At 70.7% G+C, this 17,861-nt stretch carries 15 protein-coding genes; 6 read left to right on the plus strand and 9 right to left on the minus strand.

Annotation, left to right across the window (positions count from 1 at the left end):
• Positions 1-122: 122 nt before the first annotated feature.
• The 8 genes from ABEA77_RS07860 to ABEA77_RS33930 form a co-directional block, all read right to left on the minus strand.
• Positions 123-950: an SAM-dependent methyltransferase gene (locus ABEA77_RS07860; protein WP_345643086.1), complete on the minus strand. Its 828-nt coding sequence runs from the start codon at positions 948-950 to the stop codon at positions 123-125.
• Between the two features lie 32 nt (positions 951-982).
• Positions 983-1,222: an acyl carrier protein gene (locus ABEA77_RS07865; RefSeq protein ID WP_345643089.1), complete on the minus strand. Its 240-nt coding sequence runs from the start codon at positions 1,220-1,222 to the stop codon at positions 983-985.
• A 52-nt stretch (positions 1,223-1,274) separates the two neighbouring features.
• The gene (gene acpS / locus ABEA77_RS07870; RefSeq protein ID WP_345643091.1) at positions 1,275-1,760 is read right to left on the minus strand and encodes a holo-ACP synthase; all 486 of its coding nucleotides are present in this window, start codon (positions 1,758-1,760) and stop codon (positions 1,275-1,277) included.
• A gap of 62 nt (positions 1,761-1,822) precedes the next feature.
• Positions 1,823-2,572: a class-II aminoacyl-tRNA synthetase family protein gene (locus ABEA77_RS07875; RefSeq protein ID WP_345643094.1), complete on the minus strand. Its 750-nt coding sequence runs from the start codon at positions 2,570-2,572 to the stop codon at positions 1,823-1,825.
• Complete coding sequence (locus tag ABEA77_RS07880; RefSeq protein ID WP_345643096.1) at positions 2,572-3,438, minus strand: diiron oxygenase; 867 nt, start codon at positions 3,436-3,438, stop codon at positions 2,572-2,574. The genes ABEA77_RS07875 and ABEA77_RS07880 overlap by 1 nt, the downstream gene beginning before the upstream one ends.
• Before the next feature lie 119 nt (positions 3,439-3,557).
• Complete coding sequence (locus ABEA77_RS07885; protein WP_345643099.1) at positions 3,558-3,998, minus strand: helix-turn-helix domain-containing protein; 441 nt, start codon at positions 3,996-3,998, stop codon at positions 3,558-3,560.
• 268 nt (positions 3,999-4,266) lie between these two features.
• A complete protein-coding gene (locus tag ABEA77_RS07890; protein WP_345643102.1) occupies positions 4,267-4,518 on the minus strand; it encodes a hypothetical protein in 252 nt (83 codons plus the stop codon).
• A 125-nt stretch (positions 4,519-4,643) separates the two neighbouring features.
• On the minus strand, positions 4,644-4,919 hold the full coding sequence (locus tag ABEA77_RS33930) for a transposase (protein WP_425588225.1): 276 nt from the start codon (positions 4,917-4,919) through the stop codon (positions 4,644-4,646).
• A 249-nt stretch (positions 4,920-5,168) separates the two neighbouring features.
• Between ABEA77_RS33930 and ABEA77_RS07895 the strand changes: the two genes are divergently transcribed.
• Positions 5,169-6,290: a LuxR C-terminal-related transcriptional regulator gene (locus ABEA77_RS07895; protein ID WP_345643103.1), complete on the plus strand. Its 1,122-nt coding sequence runs from the start codon at positions 5,169-5,171 to the stop codon at positions 6,288-6,290.
• A gap of 99 nt (positions 6,291-6,389) precedes the next feature.
• Here the strand turns inward: ABEA77_RS07895 and gap are convergent, their stop codons facing one another.
• Entirely contained in the window at positions 6,390-7,415 is a 1,026-nt protein-coding gene (gene gap / locus ABEA77_RS07900) for a type I glyceraldehyde-3-phosphate dehydrogenase (RefSeq protein WP_345643105.1), read from the minus strand.
• A 228-nt stretch (positions 7,416-7,643) separates the two neighbouring features.
• Between gap and ABEA77_RS07905 the strand changes: the two genes are divergently transcribed.
• The 5 genes from ABEA77_RS07905 (at position 7,644) to ABEA77_RS07925 (ending at position 17,594) form a co-directional block, all read left to right on the plus strand.
• Positions 7,644-9,569 carry a non-ribosomal peptide synthetase gene (locus ABEA77_RS07905; RefSeq protein ID WP_345643107.1) on the plus strand — a complete coding sequence of 642 codons (1,926 nt, stop codon included), beginning with the start codon at positions 7,644-7,646 and terminating at the stop codon, positions 9,567-9,569.
• A gap of 35 nt (positions 9,570-9,604) precedes the next feature.
• Entirely contained in the window at positions 9,605-14,290 is a 4,686-nt protein-coding gene (locus ABEA77_RS07910) for a type I polyketide synthase (RefSeq protein WP_345643109.1), read from the plus strand.
• Position 14,291: 1 nt separating this feature from the next.
• Complete coding sequence (locus ABEA77_RS07915) at positions 14,292-15,464, plus strand: serine hydrolase domain-containing protein (RefSeq protein WP_345643111.1); 1,173 nt, start codon at positions 14,292-14,294, stop codon at positions 15,462-15,464.
• Between the two features lie 61 nt (positions 15,465-15,525).
• Positions 15,526-16,800, plus strand: coding sequence for an MFS transporter (locus tag ABEA77_RS07920; RefSeq protein WP_345643113.1), 1,275 nt, complete (start codon positions 15,526-15,528; stop codon positions 16,798-16,800).
• Entirely contained in the window at positions 16,797-17,594 is a 798-nt protein-coding gene (locus tag ABEA77_RS07925) for an alpha/beta fold hydrolase (protein ID WP_345643115.1), read from the plus strand. Before ABEA77_RS07920 ends, ABEA77_RS07925 begins: the two co-directional genes overlap by 4 nt.
• The last annotated feature ends 267 nt before the right edge of the window (positions 17,595-17,861 follow it).

A 17,861-nucleotide genomic window follows, 5' to 3' on the forward strand; every position in this document is an offset into this window, starting at 1 on the left:
CGTATCTCCGCCTCCCTCACCCCCTCTCCCCTGCTTCGACGCAGTCACACTCCGTATCCGGTACCGGTCCGCGCACCACCTCGTCGAGGAGAAGAGCCGGGACGCCCGCACGCCCCGGCCGGTCATCGGCCCACGAACTCGGCGCGCACCAGCCAGCTGCGTGGGGAGCCTCGCCGCTCCCTGGGCTGGATCTCGTACGGCCAGCGCCCCTCGCCGGCCCCCGGCTGGCCTGGTTCCTTCAGGTCGCGGACCTTCCAGCCGGTCGAGGCGAGGAACTCCTCGGGCTCGTCTGTGCCGAACTGCCACGGCGTACCGTCCTCGCGAAGCGCCGTCAGGAACTCTTGTGAGAAGGGGCTGCGCAGCAGCGCCCGGCTGGCAAAGTCGACAGCGAGGCGGCTGCCGGGGGCCGAGGCCGTGCCGAGCAGGGCGAGCAGGTCCGCGGCCTGGTCGCGGGTGAGGAAGAACATCAGGCCCTCGGCGATCCACAGCGTCGGCTGCTGCGGGTCGAAGCCTGCGTGCCGCAGTTCGGGAAGCCACCCCTGCGCGAGGTCCGCGCCTACCTCGCGGCGGTCCGTCGCGGGCCTGGCGTCCCGGGACGCCAGGCGGCGTGCTTTTTCCTCCATCAGCGCGGTGTGGTCCACCTCGTACACGGTCGTGCCGTCCGGCCACTGCAGCCGGAACGCCCGGGTGTCCATGCCCGCTGCGACGAGCACGACCTGCCGCGCCCCCGACTCCCGCAGGAGCACCTCGACGCTGTCGTCGAAGTACCGCGTGCGGATGGCGATGAAGTGCAACAGGCCGCCCCCGCCGTACTTGTCGAGCAGTTCGAAGCCGCGGGGGGCGGCCAGGTCGCGTGCGTACGGGTCGTTGAACAGCGACTCCTCGGTGCGTTCCGACTCCACCGCGCGTGCGGCGGCCGTCCACTGGGCGGTGTAGGAGACAGCTTCCATGGGTTCCAACTCCTCAGGGTGCCGAGGCCTGTTCAGGCGATGGTGAAGAAGGCCTTCTCGATGGAGGAGAGGGTCTGGAAGTCCTGGAGGTCGATGGTGTCGAAGTCGATCTCCACATGGGCCGCGCCTTCGATCGCGTAGACGAGTTCGACAAAGGACAGCGAGTCGACCAGACGGTTCTCGATCAGGTTCTCGTCGAGGGGGAGTGTCGTGCGCGCGGGATGGCGGCGCAGGATCCACGCGCGTACCTCGTCTATACCGGTCGAAGCCATATCCGCTCCTTTGCTGGCGGTGGAAGGGGATGACGCAGGCGGGAGTACGAGGTCAGGGAGAGGCCGCCCCTGACAACCTGGGGGCTTCCGATGTGCACAGCGCCACCGCGATCGCGCACGGGTCGTCGTGGGTGATGCTGACGTCGATATGGGCGATGCCCTGGGTAGCGGCGTGGCGCGCGGTCCATCCGTGCAGCCGCACCTGGGGCCTGCCCCCGGCGTCCGTGAGGATCTCGATCTCGTGCCAGCACAGTGTGCGCCCGCTCGTGCGCAGTGCCTTGAAGACGGCCTCCTTGGCGGCCAGCCGTCCGGCGACGCCCTCGCAGTCGGGGCGGCCGGTGACGGTGCACTGCTCGTACTCGGCGGTGGTGAGCATCTTGCGCAGTACGGGGGCGCGTTCGGGCTCGACGAGTGCGCGAGCGCGGGCGAGCGGGACCAGGTCGACGCCGACGTGAGCAGGACCCATCTCAGCCGCTTCGCCGTGCGGCGTCGGCAACGTGTTCCAGCGCCGCTTCGGCATCGCCGCTGTGCTGGTCACACAGAACGGACACCCAGCGCTCCAGGCCGAAGGCCGCACAGCCGGTGAAGGCGTGGTCGCCGCTACGCGCGAGCCGGATGTCGCAGCGCTCGCCGAAGAAGTTCCGGTGCGTGTTGACGGAGGCGACGGCGAGTCCGCCCACCTGGAACTCGTACTTTACGGGGCTGAGTTTGGCCAGCAGGGCCCGGGAGCTCGCCGGAGTCGAAGAACGGGTCGCTGGCCGGGACTTTCTCCATGTCGAGGCCGAGGGCGTCGGCGAACGCCTGGGTGCGCTTGGCGAAGGACCCGAGCACTCGCTGGGTGTGCTCGAAGCCGCCCAGCGCGACCGTCTCGCGCATGTGGAAGCTGAGCAGGCGGCGCAGTCCGTCGTAGTGCTCCTCGCGACGGAAGCACTGGTTGACGAGTGTGACCAGGGTCTCGTCGTCCACCTCGGTGTTCTCGTAGTAGAGGTAGGCGCCGTAGCAGGTGGCGTGCGGCAGCCCGAAGGCGGCGGGCTGCACCTCCTCTGGCGCGAAGCTGCCGTCCTGCGGCTTCGGAGCCTCTGGCGTCAGGTCGAGCGGGGAGGCGACCAGGGCCAGATGCGGGAAATTCGTGTAGACGTCGAACTTCTCCAGGTCGGACACCGGGTAGAGCGGGGGTGGCAGGATCTCCTGGGCGCCGGCGCCGGTCCCCCACGACGCGAAGTGCGCGTCGAGAGCCCGCAGCAGCGCTGTTTGCTCCGGGCCAAGGATCGGCGGGTGGGCCGGGGGCCGCGCTATACCCGTGCGCCGTTCCGTGTCCAGGGGCCGCGTTTCGGCGGCGGGGCGGGCCATCAGAGGATGCCTGTATTTTGGAGGAAGCGGGACGTTTTGCGGAAGGTGTTTCGCTCCAGCTCCTCTCGCTGCGGTGACGCGAGCAGTTCCTGGCGTACGCCGAGGGGGTCGGGGATGCCCGCGTCGCGGTAGACCTGCGGGTTGTACAGCGACTCGAAGCTGAAGGTCATGTAGCGGCGCAGGTAGTCGGATATCTCCCGCAGCTCCTCCTCGGTCGCGCTCTGGCACACCTGCTCGAAGAGAGCGGCGACGAGTTCGCGCCCGAAGGCTATGTGGCGGGACTCGTCCTGGTGATGGATGCGGTTGATGGCCCGGATCGTCTCGTGGAGCCGGTCGTCCGCCGCCATGGTCGAGTTGAAGTGGTCGACGAGTTCCTCGAATATGAGGATCCTGGCAAAGACCAGGAGACTCTCGACGTCCGAGCGGGGTATCTCGGCGCTCGCACCACCGGGCTGCCGGTAGATCTTCTTGCCGTACCGCAGGCAGAACTCGGCGAAGAACCACATGTGTTCGTTCTCCTCACCGATGAAGTGGTGGAAGAACTCCGACGGCGTCTCGAAACCCGAGGTGTGGATCCGCTTGGTCACCTCGATGAGCAGTTCCCTGATGCCGTGCACATTGAGGCTGTAGAAGTTGATGCTCTCGTGCCGGGAGAGGGCGTACAACTGCTCCTGGGTGAGCCGTTCCGCCGCGGCGGTGTGGTGCGCCGTGGTGAGTTCCGGACTCATCCACCACATCCGGTCCGGCAGGGACTCGGGCCATTCGAAGAGCTTGTACGGGTTGTAGTAGTCGTCGATCGACTTGCTGGTCAGTCGATCCAGGATGCCGAGGAACCTTTCGTTCCGGTCGATCAGCTTGCTCACCATGCCTGATGTCTCCCTCCGTGTGGCAGCGGAAGGGACGCTACGCAGGGCCACTCGCTTCGCGCACCGGACTCAAGCGGCATGGCCGCAGGCGGTCACCTGGTAGAGCACCCAGGCCGGCCTCAGGCGTCGTCGGGTGCCGGAAGCCCCTCTATGGTGCGTATCTGGTCGACGATCCGGGTGGCGGCGAGCAGTCCCCTGGGCGACAGGCCCTGGGCCCGGGCCGCGAGTTTCGTCACTCCGTGGTCCCGCAGCGCTTCCCACTCACTTTGGCCGAGTCCACTCTCTCTGAGCGCCACGACGCGCTCCAGCGCGGAGTCCGTGTCGCGCGCGGTGTCGGTGTCGAAGAAGTAGGCCGGGGGGACGCCGAAGACGGCGGCCAGCGCCGTCACGTGCTGCACGGTGGGGTTACGGCGCTGCCCGTTGCGCAGGTACGCGATGTACGCCTTGGAGATGTCGCCGCCTTTCGCGCGCACCGCGCCGGCGACCTCCTCGTTGCTGTACGGGCCTCTCTCCGCGGGGTGCACGGTGGCGAAGAGGTGGTTGAGTCGCCTTCCCAGCACACCGATCTCGAATGAGGGATTTTCGGCCACAGTTCGACGTACCTCCGACCTTGATTCTCCCCGTTTGCGTTATTTTTGCGCGTAGTAGCGAACCGGCACGGGCCGTTGGTTGCTGGCATCGTTCCCCACGCGCCTCGCAAGAGGAGCCCCAAGTAGCAGATTTTGCAAGTTTCTTGTAGCGGATCACGGTGGCGGTCATGCCGAAGAAAGCCGGGAAGTGGAAGCTATTTGGCTCGTATCGGACGGTGAGGCAGCGGTAGTCGAACAGTCAGGCTCTGGATCGCTCGCTCTTCCAGCGGTACCAGCCGGGCTGTTCGCCGAACCCGATGCCGGACCGGGCGATGTATGGGATCAACCCCCGCTCACGCAGCCGGGCGAGGCGGTCGGCGGAGAAGTACGCCCCGTCGACGGAGAGTGTGGCCGGACGGTGCGACGCGGGGCCGGGCCGCGGGCAGATGGCGGACATGCCGCACGTCAGCGACTTGAGGGCGAGGCCGGCGTGCATGTTCTCGGCTGACACAGCGAGGGCGGGCGAAAGGCCCTGAGCCCGCGACGGCACGATCACTTTACTGCCCTTCTTGCCGCGATCGGCTGAGCCTGGGTTCGTCAGCGCTTCCCTCACCCGCACCGACGCGGCATCGACAATTACAGGGGGGGCCAGTAGAGCCCACCCCGGGCACCGGGTTTGTCCTGAACCGCTCGGTGCAATCGGCTCCACAGCTCCGCCCCGATCAACGCAGTGAACTGACGGTGCGCTGTGGCGGGCCACACTCCGAATGTCACCGGCAGATTTCGCCAGGCACACCCGCCGGCCAGCACGTACACCACCGCCATGAACACAGCCCGGTCATCCGGCGGCGCGGTCCCACGCCCTGCGTACGGGAGCCGGACGACGGCAGCAACGAAGCGACGAGTTCCCACAAGCCGTCAGGAGCCGGCCGCTGCGGCGGGATCGGCACTCACGAAGAGCCACCATGCCACAATTCACTTCATGACCACGTGAGGCATCCTCTAAGCTGAAATCCGGCAACTGATGTGGCCGCGCATGAAGTGCCAACTGAATTTAACGCCCCGGCAGTTGTCATCGCTACCCCCGGCGCCATAAAGGTGCTCCGGGCTCGGCCCCGAAGCCGCGGCCGACACGCACCGCCCCCACTGTCTGTTGGAAGGATGATGATGGAGAGCCTCCTCGACACCGTCCGGGTCTCCCTCGCCAGCCCGCCCGCGGCCCAGGCCCCCCGCGTCCGTGCCGCCAAGCCGTCGCCGTGCACCGTTTCCGACGAGGAGTCTTCGGCCCGCCCCTCCGACCCCGCCCCGTGCCTCTATGCGCACCTGCTCGCCGAAGGGCCGCTCCAGCGCGAGCAGATGATCGCCGACCTCCGCCTCCCACCCGCCATCGTCGACCAGGGGTTGCGCAAACTCCAGTCGATGCAACTGGCCGAGTACTGCACGACGATGCGGGCGTATCGTGCCGTGCCCCCCGACGTGGCCCAGCTCTCGCTCAGCCAGCCGCTGCAGGAGGAGATCCTCCGGCGTAACCGCGAAATCGCCCAGGTTCACACCGAACTGAGCCCCTACGCTGAGGCGTTCGGGGAGCACCACCGCCTGCTGCGCCGCGAACAGAGCATCGTTCGCCACCGAAACCCCGCGACGGCGGCACGGCTGTTGACCGAAGCCATCGGTGTCACCACCTCGCAGGTGCTCGTCATGCAGCCCCTGGGAGCGGAGGAGACCGCGCCGGAGAGCGTCCTGCCCGACGAACTACTCGCGGCGGGCAACCGCCTTCGGCTGCTGCTGCCGCACACCGCACGCACCCGTACGGCCCTGCGCCCGCGGCTGCAGGGCGCACAGGACGCCGGGGCCGACATCCGTACAGCCGGCTACTTGCTGGACTCGCTCATCCTGGTTGACGGCTACGCCGCCCTCGTACCGGACCCGACGGCACCACCCGGCACAACGGCCACGACGGTGGTTTACGAACCCTCGCTGCTGGCCCTGCTGCACAAGGTCTTTGACAACTCCTGGCAGTCCGCGACCGACTTCGACGGCGACAGCAGCGGCTACGGCGAGGCTCTCGACGAGATGCGGGCGGCCATCTTGGAACTCCTCGCCACCGGCCTCAAGGACGAGGTCGTGGCCCGGCGCATCGGTATGTCCGCCCGGACCTTCCGCCGCCACATGTCCTCCCTCATGGAGGAGTTGCACGCCATCAGCCGGTTTCAGGCGGGCGTCGCCGCCGCACAGGCTGGGCTGGTGAGCGCAGAAGCCCGGGGCGACGCCCGGTCCGTCTGACACCCGCGACGACGGGCAGCTCCGCCCGCGCCCGTCGAACGCGCTCGGGAGCACGTCGCCCGGTGCACCCGAACCGCCGGGGCACCGGGCAGTTCGGTGTCAGGCCGTCGGTCCGAGATCGCCCAGAAGGCGCACGAGGTCGACCGCGCGGTGGGAGAAGCCCGACTCGTTGTCGTACCAGCCCACCACCTTGACCAGCGACCCGTCGTAAGGGCCGCCCAGCACCATGGTCAGCGGCGCGTCGAAGGTGCAGGAGGCGGAGGTGCCGAGGATGTCGGTGGAGACCAGTGGCGCCTCGCTGTAGTCGAGGACCTGCGCGAGCGGCCCGCGGGCCGCCTCGGCGAAGGCGGCGTTGACCTCCTCGGCCGTGACGGAGCGCTCGACCTCCACCGTGAGGTCGACGACCGAGCCATCGGGCACGGGTACCCGCATCGACAACCCGTCCAGGCGTCCGGCGAGTTCGGGTAGCACCTGCCCGACGGCGCGTGCCGCGCCGGTGCTGGTGGGCACGATGTTGACGGCGGCGGCACGCGCCCTGCGGTAGTCGCGGTGCGGTGCGTCGTGCAGGCGCTGGTCGCTTGTGTAGGCGTGCGAGGTGTTCATCAGCCCACGGCGCACCCCGAAGTTCTCGTGCAGCACTTGGGCCAGCGGAGCGGCGCAGTTGGTGGTGCAGGAGGCGTTGGAGACGATGCGGTGGGCGGGAGTGAGGCCGGCGTCGTTCACTCCGTGGACCACGGTGAAGTCGGCGTTGCTTGACGGCGCCGAGATCAGCACGCGGCCCGCACCGGCCTCCAGGTGGGCCGCCGCGGCCTTGGCGTCGGTGAACGCGCCAGTCGACTCCAGCACCACGTCCACGCCCAGCTCGCCCCAGGGCAAAGTCTCCGGGTCCTTTTGCCGCAGGACCGCGATCTGCTCCCCTCCCACCGTGAGCACATCGTCGTCCTTGACGTTCACCGGGTCCGCGAGACGGCCGTGCACGCTGTCGTAGCGCAGCAGGTGGGCGAGTAGCGCAGTGTCCGTCAGGTCGTTGACGGCCACCAGCTCGATGTCCGGCCGTTGCAGGGCGATGCGGGCGACGGTGCGGCCGATGCGGCCGAAGCCGTTGATGGCGAGGCGCGTTGCCATGGAGGCAGCTCTCCTTCACGGTTGCTGTGCGTCCCAGAGGGCTCAGGGAGAAGCGTAGGCCCGTGCCACGGCGACGCGGCGGAGCCGGAGGCGGCCACTTCCGGCCTGGCCGCCGACGGGCGTTGAGCCCGGTCTCCTGCCCCGCCTAATGTCGGCGCGCCGCCTCGATGATGAGTGCGGCTGTGCGTGGTCGCGAAAACCCATCGAATCGAGGAGGCGGAATCCCCTGTGCCCGTACGTGAGAGGGAAGAGGTCGCGACCTGTTCCGTCGTCGAGCAGTTCCGCAGGCTCGTGCACCGGGACCCCCACGCACTGGCGGCCTCCGACGCCACCATGTCCGTCACCCGCGCGGAGCTGTGGTCCCGTGCCGAGTCCGTGGCGCGGCTGCTGCGCGCCGAGGGCTACAGGGACGGCCGCTCTGTCGCGGTGTCCATGGCGCCCGGCGTACCGCGCCTTGCGGCCTTGCTGGGCGTCATGGCGTCCGGGGCCCCGTACGTGCCCGTCGACCCGGGACTGCCGGACGCTCGGCTTCGCATGGTCCTGGACGGGACTGTCTGTCTGCTGGTCGATGCGGGCACGGCCGACAGGTTCGCCGAGCTGTCTCGTCTGACCTTGCGCGCCCCGGAAGGCGCCGTGGACGCGCCCGCGACCGCCGCTCCGGCGCCGCAGCCGCCCACCGGTGATGACCTGGCCTACGTCCTGTACACCTCCGGCTCCACCGGCACGCCCAAGGGCGTCGCCGTCGAGCACGCTGCCGTCAGCAGCCTGTTCGCGGACCTCGACGAGGTCCTCCCCCAACTGGCCGACCGCACGCGGCAGTGCTGGCTGGCCGCGGCGAACGTGTGCTTCGACATGTCCGTCGTCGACCTCTTCTGGCCGCTGACCCGGGGCATTCCGCTTGTCGTCGCCGACATCGACGCCCTGTCGGGCGTCTCGGAGCAGGGGGCGGAGTTTCTCACCGGCGTGCTGGCAGGCGGCGGCGTCACGCATTTCCAGTCGACGCCCTCGCTGGTGCAACTGATGCTGCGCGACCCCGTGCTGGCCGACGCGGTGCGCGGACTGCACATGCTGCTCATGGGCGGTGAGATCGTCACGCCCGCGCTCGTCGCGCAACTGGCCCCCATCCCGTACGTGTTCAACGGCTACGGTCCCACCGAGACCACCGTCTACACCACACTTCACGCCTGCTCGGCCGCCGACACCGAGCAGGTCCCCGTCGGTCGCGCCCTGCGCGGCGTACGGCTGCGCGTGGTCGACGAGGGCGGCCGCGACCGTCCGGCCGGGGAGCGCGGTGAACTACTGATCGGCGGTGCGGGGCTCGCCCGCGGCTACCGGGGTGACCTCCGTCTCACGGAGCGCCGCTTTCCGCTGCTCGACGACGGGGACGGGACGCAGCGGCGCTGGTACCGCACCGGCGACCTGGTCAGCCGGGACGCCGAAGGCATCGTGAGCTACCACGGACGCCTGGACAGCCAGGTCAAGGTGCGCGGTTTCCGTATCGAACTCGGTGAGGTCGAGGCTGCCCTGCGCGCCGTTGACGGCATCGAGGAGGCGGCGGTCTTCCCGCAGCGCGACGACACCGGACGGGTGACCGGCCTGGTCGCCGCCGCCGCGGACCCCCACGGGGCCGTGCGCGAACGCGACGCGCTCAAGCAGGCCGCAGGCACCCTGCCGGGCTATGCGGTGCCGGGCCGGCTGCACCTGCTGCCCCGGCTGCCCCTGGGACTGACCGGAAAGCTCGACCGCAAAGCGCTGGAGGGATGGCTGCTCACCCAGGCGTCGCGCGCCGCAGCCACGTCCCCGGCCCGCACCAACGGGCCCCTGCCACCCCCGGAGGCGCTGCCCGAGGCCGTGGCAGGGGTGTGGAGTGAGGTGCTCGACGAGCCGGTCGCGGCCGACACCGAGCGGAACTTCTTCGACCTGGGAGGCAACTCCCTTCTCCTCGGTCGGGTGTTCACCCGGCTCACCGAGCGCTTCCCCGAAGCGGGGCTCGGCCTGGTTGAGCTCTACCGGTACCCGACGGTGCCCGAGCTCGCCCGCCGGCTTGCCGGAACTGCTCCCGCGCCCCGCTCCCTGCGCGCGACGCACCCGGCGCCGGGCGGCGCCCAGCCGAGCGCGGCCGAGCGGCGTCGGCTGGCCCGCCGCCCGAGGTAGCACCGGCCACGATCGAGAAAGTTGGGATTCGGCAGATGAACCCGTACGACGACGAGAACCCCGACGGGACCCGGCAGACCACTCCGTACGCGGCCGACCACGCTCACGAGCCCGGGCGTACGACCCCGTACGCGGGCGGGCATCCCGACGGGCCCGGGCAGGCCGACGGAGTGGCTATCATCGGCCTGGCCTGCCGCTTCCCTGGTGCAGACACCCCCGACCGCTTCTGGCGCAACCTCGTTGAGGGGGTCGAGTCGGTCGACGTGGAGGAGACCAGCGACCTCGAGGCCCCCGCCGCCGGTCCGTGGGTGCGCTCGCGCGCCACGCTCGACGGCATCGACCGTTTCGACGCGGGTTTCTTCGGTTTCAGCCCCCGAGAGGCGGCCCTCCTGGACCCTCAGCACCGGCTGTTCCTCGAAGTGTGCTGGGAGGCGCTGGAGGACGGTGGCGCGGCCGGTGCCCGCGGCCTGCCCGGCATCGGCGTCTACGGAGGTTGCGGCACCAGCCTCTACCTGATGAACCATCTGCGCGGCCAGGCGAGCAGGCCTGCGGCGAACTTTCTCGACTCCACCGAGGACCTGCAGCTCGCCATGGCCGCAGAGCGCGACTTCCTCGCCAGCCGGGTGGCCTACAAGCTCGACCTGGACGGGCCCACGGTCGCCGTGCAGGCAGCCTGCGCGACGTCCCTGTACGCCCTGCACCTCGCGTGCCAGGCGCTGCTCGCGGGCGAATGCGACATGGCCCTGGCCGGAGGCTCGCACGTGCCCGTGCCGCAGATCGACCGCTACCGCCCCGAGCCGGGCCTGGTGGTCTCCCACGACGGGCACTGCCGAGCCTTCGACGCGCGCGCCACGGGCACCGTCTTCGGCAGCGGCGTCGGCGCTGTCCTGCTCAAGCCGTACGCCCAGGCCCTCGCCGACGGCGACCGCGTCTACGCGGTCGTACGCGGTACCGCCGTGAACAACGACGGCGCGGGCAAGCCAGGTTTCAGCGCCCCCAGTGTGAATGGGCAGGCGGCCGTCATCCGCCAGGCCCTGGCTGTCGCCGACGTCGACCCGCAGACCGTGTCGTACGTCGAGGCGCACGGCACGGCCACGCCGACCGGCGACCCGATCGAGATCGCGGCACTGAGCGAGGCATTCGAGGGGGCGCGCAACGGATCGTGTGCCATCGGATCGGTCAAGACCAACATCGGCCACCTGAGCTGGGCGGGCGGCATCGCGGGCGTCATCAAGACCGCCCTTGCCCTGCACCACCGCACCCTGCCCGCTTCGCTCCACTTCGAACGGCCCAACCCGGCCATCGACTTTGCCGCGTCGCCGTTCTACGTACAGTCGACCACCGGGCCCTGGCCCGCCGGTGAGGGACCGCGCCGCGCCGGGGTGAGCGCGTTCGGCCTGGGTGGCACCAACGCCCACGCGATCTTGGAGGAGGCCCCGCCTCCGCCACCCGGCGCGGGGGCCGTCGACGGCCCCCGCGAACCCGTGCACGTGCTGGCGCTCTCCGCCCGCAGCGACGCTGCGCTGCGCGAACTGGCCGCGCGCACCGGGCGGGCCCTGCGCGCCCCGGACGGTCCCGCACCCGCTGACGCGGCCCTGACCCTGGGCGCCGGACGCCGTCACTTCCCGTACCGCGCCGCCGTCGTCGGCTCCGACGCTGGCACGCTCGCCACGCTCCTGGAAGCAGTGGCTGACGGTGACGAGGAGACGGCAGGCCGGCTCGACGGCGAAATCGGCCTGGTGCGCGGGAAGGCCGCTGCCCCCGCGCGGCCCGTCGCGCTCTTCTCCGGCCAGGGCGGCGAGTACCTGGAAGGCTGCCGTGGCCTGTACGAAGCCGAACCGGTTTTCCGCGCTTCCCTGGACGCGGCGGACCCGCACTTCGAGCGGCACACCGGGCAGCGGCTGACCACATTGCTCTACCAGGACCCCGCACGCCGCGGCACCCCGCTGACCGACATCCGGTTGGCCCAGCCCGCCGTGTACGTCCTCCAGGTCGCGCTGGCCCGCCTATGGAGCGACTGGGGCGTGGAACCGCAGGTCGTGCTCGGCCACAGCCTGGGGGAATACGCCGCCGCGCACACCGCCGGGGTCTTCTCCTTTGAGGACGGGCTCCGCCTGGTCTGCGAGCGGGGCAAGCTGCTCGCCTCGCTGCCGGACGCCGCGGCCATGGCGGCTGTCTTCGCCGACGAGACGCGCACGTCCGAACTGCTTGCGGGCCTGGACGCCGAGGGCACCATCAGCATCGCCGCGCTCAACGCACCGCAGCGCACCGCCGTCTCCGGCGACCGCGCCGTCGTCGACGCGGCCGTCGCGGAGGCCGAGCGGCAGGGCATCACCTGCCGACGGCTGCGCATCGCGGTGGCCGCGCACTCCGCGCACCTGGACGGCATCCTCGACGCCTATGAGTCCGTCCTGGCCACGGTCGACATGCATCCGCCGGTAAGGGAGATCATCTCCACGCTCACCGGCACGACCGCAGGCCCGGACATGGCTACGCCCGCCTACTGGCGGCGCCAGATGCGCGAACCGGTGCGGTTCGTGGACGCGGTGCGCGCTGCTGCGCGGGGCGCCGGGGACGTCTTCGTCGAGATTGGCCTGTCGCACACGCTGGCCGGGCTCGCGCAGCTGTCGCTGGAGCCCGGCGCAGGGGAAAAGGAGCCCGTCTTCCTGGAGACGCTGCGCTGGGAGCGCGACGACGTCGCCTCGACGCGGCTGGCCCTGGCAGGCGCGTACGCCGCCGGTTTGAACGTCGACTGGAGCGCGGCGGAGGCGCACGGACGGCTCACCTCTCTGCCGACCTATCCCTTCCAGCGCGAGCGCCACTGGATCCCCCGGGCCACCACCGCGGACCGGTCGGCCGCACAGGTCGACGGCCGGGCGCTGGGCGCCCTCGACCTGCCCACCACCCGGCACCCGCACACCGGCCCCGTTGGCCACTGGGTGCTCGACTGGGATTCGGCAGCGGAGCCGGACGACACCGCCGCTACGGCTCCGGGCACACGCTGCCTGGTGCTCGCCCCATCGTCCACCGACGTCGGTGTGGTGGTGCGCGAACTGGAGCGGCGCGGTGCCGAAGTGCGGGTGCACGTGCTGGAGGAGAGCCCCGACGCCGTCACAGAGACCGCCAAGACCATGGCCGTCTTCCGGCCGCACACCGTGCTGAACGCCGTGCCCGCCCTGCGCAAGCGGCACGCCGACCGTGCGGGCCTGCCCACGGCGACCGGTTCGGTGGAGCTGGACGTGCGCAGGGCCGGGGGGCTCGCCGTACTTCAGGCATTCCAGGCACTCTCGGAGGCCAACCTGACGCGAGTACGCGTGTGCACCGTCACCGCGGGAGCGCACCGCGTGCTGTCCGAGGACGACGCGATCCCGGCTCAGGGCGCCGTGGTGGGCATCGCCCGCACCGCGCGCACCGAATACCCCACCCTGCGCCACCTGCTGGTCGACCTGGACCCCGTCGGGACCCGGCAGGACTGGAGCGCCGCCGCCGGACAGCTGGCGGCCGCCCTGGACGTGGTGCCCAGCGGCGACGCCGAGCTTGCGGTCCGGGGGGACCGCGTACTGCTGCCCCGGCTGCGCCCCGCGCTGCCGCCACCGGGGGACGCGGAGCCCCGGCTGGACCCGGCCGGTTGGTACCTGGTGGTAGGCGGCCTCTTTGGAGTCGGCCTCGAGTGCGCGCGTGCGCTCCTCGAGAGTGGCGCGACCCGCCTGCTGCTGTGCGGCCGGCGGATACCCGACAGCGCCAAGGGAGCCGAACTCAAGCGATTGGCGAGCGAGTTCGGCGCAGAGATCCGTACGGAACCGCTCGACGTGTCCTGCTACCAGCAGGTGGAGCAACTGCTGAGGAACTGCGCCAGGGACGGCCGCGAACTGCTCGGCGTCGTCAATGCGGCTGGCGTCCTGGACGACGCCGTCATCGACCGCACCGACTGGGACCGCATCGCGCGTGTCCTGGGCCCCAAGGCACAAGGGGCCTGGAACCTGCACAGGGCCGCCGCCCGGTACGCGCCGGACCTCACGCTGTTCGCCATGGCCTCTTCGTACGGCGGCCTGTTCGGCAACCCGGGACAGGCAGGCCACGCCGCCGCCAACACCTTCCTTGACGCCCTGGCCGGACACCGCCGCGCCCTTGGGCTGCCCGGCCTCGCCCTGGACCTCGGCTCGTGGTCGGACGTCGGCGTCCTCGCCGGCGACCGGGAGTTCCTGGCCGGCCTGGAGCGCAGGGGCGTGGGTACCATCTCCGCCGCCGAGGGCCGCCCGGTCGTGCGCGCCGCGCTCACCGGCTGGCCCTCGGGCCAGGTCGCGGTGCTGCCCACCCGCTGGGACTCCCTGGATCCCGAGGACCACCTGGCCTCCAACCCCGTACTGCACGGGGTGGCGGTGGCGGGTGCCGAGCCCCCGGCCGGACCGGACGCAGTGGTGGACCGGCCGCCAACGGGCGAGGAGATCCTCGCCCACTGCCGTCACGTCGTGTCCGCCGTACTGGGCTACGCGGAGGATGAGTTGACGGGTCTCGACTTGCCGGGCGCGGGGATGGACTCCCTGAACGCGCTCACCATCAGGAACAAGCTCCAGCGGCTGGTCCCCGTACCGCTGCCCGCGGCGATCTGCTTCGAGAACCCGACGCCCGAGGCGCTGGCGGCCGACATCGAACGGCGCGTGGCGGGTGAGGCAGCCCAGGCCCGAGTGCCCGCGCGGCCTATGCCGAAGGAGGAGGACTGACATGGGCACCGCCGTCGACACACCCCACATCGTGGGCACCGCGGAGGAGGAGTTTCTGCCGCTGGTCGCCGAGTTCGATCGGGTGCACGAGGAAGGCGCCGACTCCGGCGCCGAGTTGTGCGTCTACACCGGGGGTTGCGAACGCGTCTGGCTGCGCTCCAGGGGCCGGCCGGAGGACCGGCTCCAGATCGTCCGCTCGGTAAGCAAGGCGCTGCTGGCCGTCGTGGCGCACGCCTTGCACGAGCGCGGCGTCATCGACGTCGATGCCCCCATAGCGGATGTCTGGCCCGCCTTCGCGGCCGAGGGCAAGCATGAGATCACGCTGGCGACGTTCCTGGCCCACCAGGCGGGGCTCGTCGGCGTGGACCGGCGCCTGGACGTCGACGATGTCGTCGACTGGTACCCAGCCGTCGAGGCACTGGCCGCCCAGCGCCCGTACTGGGAGCCGGGCACCGACCACGGTTACCACGACCTGACCTTCGGCTGGGGAGTGGGTGAGTACCTCCGCAGGGCGACAGGAAAGAGCGTGGACGAACTCTTCGAGGCGGAATTCCGCGGGCCGCTCGGTGCCGAGGTGCGCATCGGCGTGGGCCCTGCATTCTTCGGCCGCGTCGAGGCATTCCGCACCTCCGGGCAGGCGGGCACCGCGACCGCAGCGGAGGTCCTGCACCTGCTCGACGACAGTTCCTCGCTGCTCAGCCGGTCCCAGCTGAACCCGAATCTCCTCGATGCCGAACGCACCATGCGCTACCTCGCGGCCGAGATACCCGGCTGCAACGCGGTCTCCGCGGCTCGGCCGCTGGCCCGCGTCCTCGCCGCTACGCTCGGCCCCGTCGACGGTGTACGCCTGTGGAACGCCGACACCCTGCGGCGCGCCACCCGACTGCGGCGGCGCGGTACGGACCGGGTCTTCGCCCGCGAGCGGGCGTATGCGGAGGGGTTCATGCTGCCTGACCGCCACCTGCCCCAAGCCGGCACAGAGGTGGTGTCCTTTGGGCATTACGGGCAGGACTGCGCGCTCGTCCTCGTAGCCCCGGACCACGACCTCGCCTTCGCCTACACCTCGACGCAGCTGAACAACCGGCTCGACCAGTACGCGAAGACCGACGACCGCGCGGCCCGGCTCGCCCGTGCGGCCGTCGCCGCGACCACACCCGCCGAGGCCACCGCGTGAGCCCGCACGCACGAGCAACGCACCACCACAGCACGGAAGAACGACGAAAGGTCGCATCACTGTGACACAGACGGATCAGACCGACACGGCGCCCGTCCCGCCTTGGCGCGCGCGGACGGCGATTCTGGCGCTCGGCGCCTTCGTGGTCGGGACCGACGGCTTCATCATCGTCGGTCTGCTGCCCGAGATCAGCCACACACTGGACGTGAGTACCGGCGCCGCGGGACAGCTGGTGAGCCTGTTCTCCCTCGCGTACGCCTTCTCCGGCCCCGTCCTCGCGGCACTGACCGGCCGCTGGCCGCGGCGCAGGGTCCTGGTCGTCGGCGTGGCCCTGCTGGCGGTGGGCAACGCCGTCACCGCCTCGGCGCACACCTACGCGCTGGTTCTCGCCTCCCGTGTCCTGGCGGGCGCGGGCGCGGCGATGTTCATGGCCAGCGCGGTGGCCACGGCCGCCTACCTGGCGGGGGACAAGCACCGTGGCAGGGCCATCACCATGGTCACCGCGGGGGCGACGCTGGCGCTCGTGCTCGGGGCCCCGCTGGGCACATTTATCGGCGGCGCGTGGGGCTGGCAGGCTGCCATCTGGTTCGTGGCGGCCATCGCGGCCGTGGTCGCAGTGGTCGTCGCTGTATTGTTGCCCTCCGTCCGCCTGGATCAGAGCACCGATCTGCGCGAACGCCTCGCGCCCCTCACCGACCGCAGGGTGCTGCGCATCCTTGTGGTCACCCTCTTCGCTTTCATCGGCATCTTCTTGCCCTTCACCTACATGAGCGCCGTCTTCGCCCCGGCCCTCGACGGCAGCCAGGACAAGCTCGCTCTGCTGCTCATGGTGTTCGGCGTTGCGGCTACCGCGGGGAACCTGGGAGCGGGCGCACTGGCCGACCGCACCGACCCCCGGCGCGTCGTCATCGGTGCCACGGCGGGTATGGTCGCCGTTTTCCTGCTGATGCTGGCGGTGCGGGACGACTTCGTCCTGGCCGCCGTCACCACAGCGCTCAGCGGCGTTGTGTCGTACGCGGTGATGGGACCGCAGCAGCACCGCGTCATCACGTACTCCCCCGCGGGCGGCGCCTCCCTGGTCACCTCGCTCAACACCTCGGCCGCCTACCTGGGCAACTTCGCCGCCAGCCTCATCGGCGCGGCCGTCCTCGCCCGCTCCGCAGCCCTGCTCCTGCCCGTCGCGGCGGCCTTCGCCGCCGCCGCTTGCCTCCTCGTCTGGCTGCTCTCGCGCCCCGGGAAGGCCTTCGCCGCACCTGGCGCGCCGCTGCCGCGCGACGCCGAGCGGCCCGCAGGCCGTGAGGGCGGCCCTCAAGAGAACAGGAGCACCACCTCATGACCATGGCCCAGCACACGATCGATGTCGACGGCATCCCGGTCGGCTACTACGTCCAGGGCGAGGGGAACGGGACCCCCCTGGTCCTTGTCCACGGCGGGACCGGGCACCCCGAGACCAGCTTTGCGGGCCTGCTCGACGAATTCACCGCCCAGCGCCGCACCGTCATCCCCGGCTATTCCGGCAGCACTCTGACCCCGCTGCCCGCTGAGGGCAAGGTGGACGTCGACATGCTGGCCGACCAAGTGCTGGCCGCGGCGCGGGACGCCGTGGGCGGCCCCGTCGACCTCTTCGGTATCTCCACAGGAGCCGTCGTCGCGGCCGCGGCCGCGGGCCGTTCCCCGGAACGGGTGCGCCGCATGGTGCTGCTGGGCGGCTTCGTGCACTACCGACGCCCCTGGCAGCGGCTCCTCGCCCGAACCTGGCGCAAGTTGGCGGAGGTCGACGCCAATGCCTTCGCCGAGTACACGCTGATGCACGTACTCTCCGACGAGTTCATCGATGCGATGCGTCCGCCCGAGCGCCTGTCCCTGCGGGCCGGACTCGCCCCGACCGAAGGCATGGTGGCCCTGGTCGACTTTGTCAGCGAGGTCGACATCAGCCACTACGTCGACAGGATCACCGCACCGACGCTGATCGTCGGGATGACCCGCGACCAGCTGGTTCCGGTGCGCTACGCGAGGGAGTTCCACGCCGCGATCCCGGGCAGCGCGTACGTCGAGATCGATTCGGGCCACGCGGCCGCAACGGAGAAGCCCGACGAACTCAGCAAGGTGGTGCGGGAGTTCCTGGCGTAGGGCCGGGGCGCGCGTGGCTGCGGGGCCGGGCGGGGCGGCAAAGGCCCCGCGCCGGACCCCCGGGCGCTCCAGGGCTCCACGCGACCTACGCGACGGTCACGTCGGCTGCGCCGTCATCCGCGCCACGTGCAGCGACGGCCTGGCACTCAAGTCGGATTTCTCCATCAGCTCTGGCCAACGGCTTGGATGTGGGGTGTGTAGCGGGCTGGAGTACTAACCTCGATCTTTCTTGAGGGTCCGCCGACGGAGTCGGTGGACCCTTTTGCG

The organism is Streptomyces tremellae, assembly GCF_039540215.1.
GTDB lineage: Bacteria > Actinomycetota > Actinomycetes > Streptomycetales > Streptomycetaceae > Streptomyces > Streptomyces tremellae.